The sequence below is a fragment of the Mycobacterium sp. genome (assembly GCF_032162605.1).
Classification (GTDB): Bacteria; Actinomycetota; Actinomycetes; order Mycobacteriales; family Mycobacteriaceae; genus Mycobacterium.
Map to the genome: position 1 here is coordinate 1 of NZ_JAVROT010000076.1, position 4,683 is coordinate 4,683.

General features: G+C 63.0%; 5 protein-coding genes. All 5 read left to right on the forward strand.

The window, feature by feature from the left end; genetic code table 11:
• The coding region (locus tag QOI01_RS04285) for an ABC transporter permease (RefSeq protein ID WP_526378914.1) at positions 1–657 on the forward strand (657 nt) is incomplete at its 5' end.
• Between the two features lie 79 nt (positions 658–736).
• Positions 737–1,870 carry an ABC transporter ATP-binding protein gene (locus QOI01_RS04290; protein ID WP_526378916.1) on the forward strand — a complete coding sequence of 378 codons (1,134 nt, stop codon included), beginning with the start codon at positions 737–739 and terminating at the stop codon, positions 1,868–1,870.
• Between the two features lie 70 nt (positions 1,871–1,940).
• Positions 1,941–2,618, forward strand: a complete 678-nt coding sequence (locus tag QOI01_RS04295) for a cupin domain-containing protein (protein WP_526378918.1) — start codon at positions 1,941–1,943, stop codon at positions 2,616–2,618.
• Between the two features lie 137 nt (positions 2,619–2,755).
• Positions 2,756–3,466, forward strand: a complete 711-nt coding sequence (locus QOI01_RS04300) for a GntR family transcriptional regulator (protein WP_526378920.1) — start codon at positions 2,756–2,758, stop codon at positions 3,464–3,466.
• A 178-nt stretch (positions 3,467–3,644) separates the two neighbouring features.
• Complete coding sequence (locus QOI01_RS04305; protein WP_526378922.1) at positions 3,645–4,568, forward strand: alpha/beta hydrolase; 924 nt, start codon at positions 3,645–3,647, stop codon at positions 4,566–4,568.
• Positions 4,569–4,683: the final 115 nt, after the last annotated feature.

The following is a 4,683-nucleotide window of genomic DNA, read 5'->3' on the forward strand; positions in this document are numbered from 1 at the left end:
AGCAACTACACCGAGTTGTTCCAGACCCGTGGGGTCGTCGAGTCGATCAAGAATTCCACTATCCTCGCGCTGACCAGCGCCACCGCAGTCATGCTGTTTACGGCTGTGATCAGCTGGCTGGTCCTGAAGTCGCGATTCCGCGGGCGCCGGGTACTCGAGCTGCTGGCCAGCTTCCCGCTGGCGATGCCGGGGCTAGTGCTCGGTGTCGCACTGATATTCATCTATCTGCGTTCTCCGCTGCCGATTTACGGCACCCTGGCGATTCTGTTCATCGCCTACGTCACCCGCTACCTGCCTTACGGCATGCGATATTCGGGTTCGTCGCTGGCCCAGGTCGGCGCCGAGCTGGAGGAGTCGGCCAAAATGAGCGGCGCCACGTGGCGCGACACGTTCCGCCGCATCGTGTTACCGCTGATGGGCCCCGGACTGGTGGCTGGCTGGATCTACGTCGTGGTGGTGTCAGTCCGCGAGCTGTCCAGCTCGATCCTGCTGTACTCCCAGAACACCCGCGTGCTGTCGGTGACGATCTGGGAATTCTGGCAGAACGGCCAGACTGGGGTGCTGGCTGCCCTCGGCGTGTCCATGGTCGTCGTCTTGATGGCCCTCGTGGCGGTGGCCTACAAACTGGGCGCCAAGATCGGTGTGCGCGAGACATGAATGCCACGACCGGCAAAACCACGACGTCGGCCACGCCGGTCGGGATTCACCAAAGACTGCGGACGGACGGATGGATGCGATGCTTGAAGTGAGTGCACTGTGCAAGGGTTTCGCCGACGAGTCGAAGGGCAGAGTCCGCGCGGTTGACGAAGTGACCTTCACTGTGCGCCAAGGCGACTTCTTCACGATGCTTGGCCCGAGCGGCTGCGGCAAGACGACGACCCTACGGTGCATTGCCGGACTGGAAAGACCTGACAGCGGGAAGATCTCGGTGAGCGGCACGGTGCTGTACTCCGGATCGGAGGGAATCTCAGTGTCGGCGAATCACCGCAATCTCGGGATGGTGTTTCAGAGCTACGCGATCTGGCCGCATATGAATGTCTATGACAACGTGGCGTTCCCGCTGCGGGTCGGGACCCGCAGGCGGACCGCGAAGAAAGAGGTGAAGCAACGCGTCGAACGGAGCCTCGAGGTCGTCGGTCTCGGCCATCTAGCGGGGCGATATGCCACCAAACTGTCGGGTGGCCAACAGCAGCGGCTCGCGCTGGCCAGGGCGCTGGTGATCGAGCCTGCGGTCCTGCTGCTCGACGAGCCGCTGTCGAACCTGGACGCCAAGCTGCGCGAGTCGCTGCGTTTTGAGCTGAAGCGATTGCAGCGCGACCAGGGCATCACCACCGTGTACGTGACGCACGACCAGGCCGAGGCGTTGTCGATGTCCAACCAGATCGCCGTGATGTGCGAAGGGCGGATCAGCCAGATCGGTAATCCCTTCTCGGTGTATCTGCATCCCGAGAACGATTTCGTGGCGGACTTCGTCGGCCTCACCAACTTCATCGACGGTGTGGTCAGCGAGGTGTCGGAGCAGGGCGGGACGGTCCGCACCGACAACGGCGACGTGGTGGTCGACTCGCTGGTCGATGTGGGCAAGGGTGACCAGTGCATCGTTTCCGTTCGCCCCGAACACGTCCAGGTGGTGCAGCAGGACACCCTGGCGGCCGGTCCCAACGTGCTCGCGGGCACCGTCGCCAACCGGTTGTTCACCGGTGAGGCGATGGATTACCAGGTCGAGGTGGGGACGGCGATGATCCGGTGCCGCACCACGGCCTCCCAGCGGTTGAGCACGGGCAAGCCGGTAACTCTGCTGCTGCCCGCGGAGCATTGTATCGCCCTGCGCCGCAGTGTAACCGTCGGTGCCGAGGGCGGGACGCCGTAGCACCAACCAGACCAACAGAACAGCATGGACAAAGAAGAGCAGTACCGACAAGGAAGATGGAGGATCTGACATGACCGAATCTACCGATCAGGGACAAGCGCCCAGCGCCGACGGAGCGCCGAAGGAGGCCAGTTTCGGCCTGCACGGCGACCACAAGCACAGTCACGGCGGTGGGGACGGTAGTGACCCGAACTCGCCGCGCCGGCGCGGCAAGCTGCATTACCACGAGGATGAGGTCCGTCCGATGGCCGCGGGCAAGCTGATTCACAAGCAACCCCATCTCGACCTGTACGCCGACGGCGATCGCCAGCACCCAGCCCGTGACGTCGACCTTCCGCTCCGGACCATCCAGCTGCACATTTCCGAGCTCAAGTTGGGGCAGCAGACCCGGCTGCATAAGCACCACAACGAGGCCGCGATCTACATCATGAAGGGCAAGGGCCACAGCGAAGTCCACGGTGAGGTCGTTCCTTGGGAGCAGGGCGATTTCCTGTACATTCCGTCGATGCAGTGGCACACCCACGTGAACTCTGGTGACGAGCCGGTGCTCTACCTGGGCATCACCAACAAGCGGATGCTCGACTGGCTGGGTCTGGACCGCAAGGTCGAGGCCGGCAAGCACATGCCGATGGAAGAGGTGCAGAAGGAGATCGACGCGAAGAGCTTCTCGCCGTACTCCTACTACAACGTGAGCCCCGAGGAGGGCGTTCGTTTCGGTCCGGAGGGTTTCATCACCCACAACGACTGATCCCAGGCCACTGAGCCCCACCGAAACTCCCATTGCGATGGGGTTCAGTGTCCTAAGGGGCTTGCTGCGGTACCTGGCTGAACGGTCGAGCGGATAATCTCAACGCAGCGCATCGGCGCCGAACGAGGGGAGCGGATATGGCAGGCACCGTCGACACGAACGCGACAGACGGCAAACTCGGGGCCATCGCGGAGTCGGTGCGCGGCACCTTCCAGACGGTCGAGGAGATGACGCAATCCTTCATCCGGGAGGCGATCCTGCAGGGGGTCTTCCGGCCGGGTCAGCGACTTAACCTCGACACTATCGCCGAATCTCTCGGGGTCAGTCGGATGCCGGTCCGGGCCAGCCTGCGCCAACTGGAAAGCGAAGGCCTGGTGCAGATTAACCGCTACCGGGGCGCGACGGTGTCAGTCTTGCGGGCCGACGAGATCGCCGAGATCTACGAGCTCCGCATCCTATTGGAGTCGTACCTGCTCAAGCTGGCGATCAAGGGCATCGACGATGAGCTGCTGCACCGTCTCGAAGCCATCGCCCACAGTCTCGACGAAGCCCAGGAGTCCGGTGCGCGGTTGGAATACCGCTATCAGCTCTACGAAACGCTGTATCAACGGGCCAACCGCCCCAGGGCACTGGCTCAGGTGACCAGCCTTCGTGGTTCGGTCGGTCGTTACCTGCTGCTGCAACGGATCGACGAGCAGCACAGCCACGAAGAGCTGATCGAGTTTCTGCGCGCGCGTGACGTCAGGGGGGCGACGGCGTGGTTGTCCAAGCACCTGGCCAGGGTGTCTACCAAGCTGCAGCAGATCGTCGCCAAGCAGGACGAGCTCGCCGCCAAAGGCGATTCCTGACAACCCTTTAGGTGCCCTCGCCGGGCCGCAAAAAGCCCGGACTTCCGATTGGCATCCGTCGTACACGGGACCTGTAGGCAATCAGTTGCCCGACGGAGTTGAATAATAGATTTTGTATCTAATATGATGTAGACGTTGTCATCTCACGATGTGTCTGAGTGTGAAGAGAGGTTCTGCAATGCGCACCACCGAGGTCACCTTCTTCAGCGAAGGGGAACGCATCGCCGCTCTGTGGCGGACACCCGACGATGGCGAAGGCCCGTTCCGGGCGATCGTGCAGGGCCCGGGCTGGCTGGGTTTGAGGGACGCGAAACTGTACGTCCGCTACCACGAGGCACTGACCGACGCAGGATTCGCAGTGCTGATCTTCGACTACCGCGGGTTCGGGGCTTCCGGTGGCGACCGCGGTTTCCTATCGCCGTCCTGGCAGTTGCAGGACCTGGTCAACGCCGTCACCTATCTGACGACCCGCGACGACGTAGTCGCCGACGCGATCGGGGTGTTCGGCAGTGGTGGCACTGGTGGCGGTAACGCTGTACTGCTCGCGGCCGTTGACCCCCGGGTCAAGGCGGCCGTGAGCCAGGTTCCCGTGGCCGACGGTCGGGACTGGCTGCACCGGATGCGTTCGGAGTCAGAATGGTTGGCGTTCTTGGCGAGCCTGGAGGCCGACCGCAAGGTACGAGTTGTCGAGGGCGCCGGCCGCCTCGTACATCCTCGTGAAGAGATCATGGTGCCGAGCGCGGAGCGCAAGACGACCACGGTGAAGTCTGACGTCGACGGCCGAATCCCAACCGAAGTGCCGCTGTCCTGCGCCGAGGAGATCCTGACGTATCAACCTGCGCTGGCGGCGGCGGGCCTGACCACGCCGCTGTTGGTGATCGGGGTCGAGGGCGACGCGACGACGCCCACCGATCACGCCGAGGCGTTGTATGCCGCCGCAGCAGGCCCCAAAGAACTGATCATCCAACGCCACACCACCCACTACGCGGCCTACGACCAGTACTGGGAACAGACCACGCCGCGCATCGTCGAATGGCTCGACACCTACGTGCGCCCGGTCGATCTGGCGGTCCGCAGCACTGGTCTCGAAGGGAAGGGTTGAAGATGAAGTTTGGGTTGTTGTTGCCGCATTTTGGTGAGCATGCTTCGAAGGAGAACCTGTTGGAGGGTTCGAAGTTGGCTGAGGATGTGGGTTTTGATTCGGTGTGGGTGCGGGA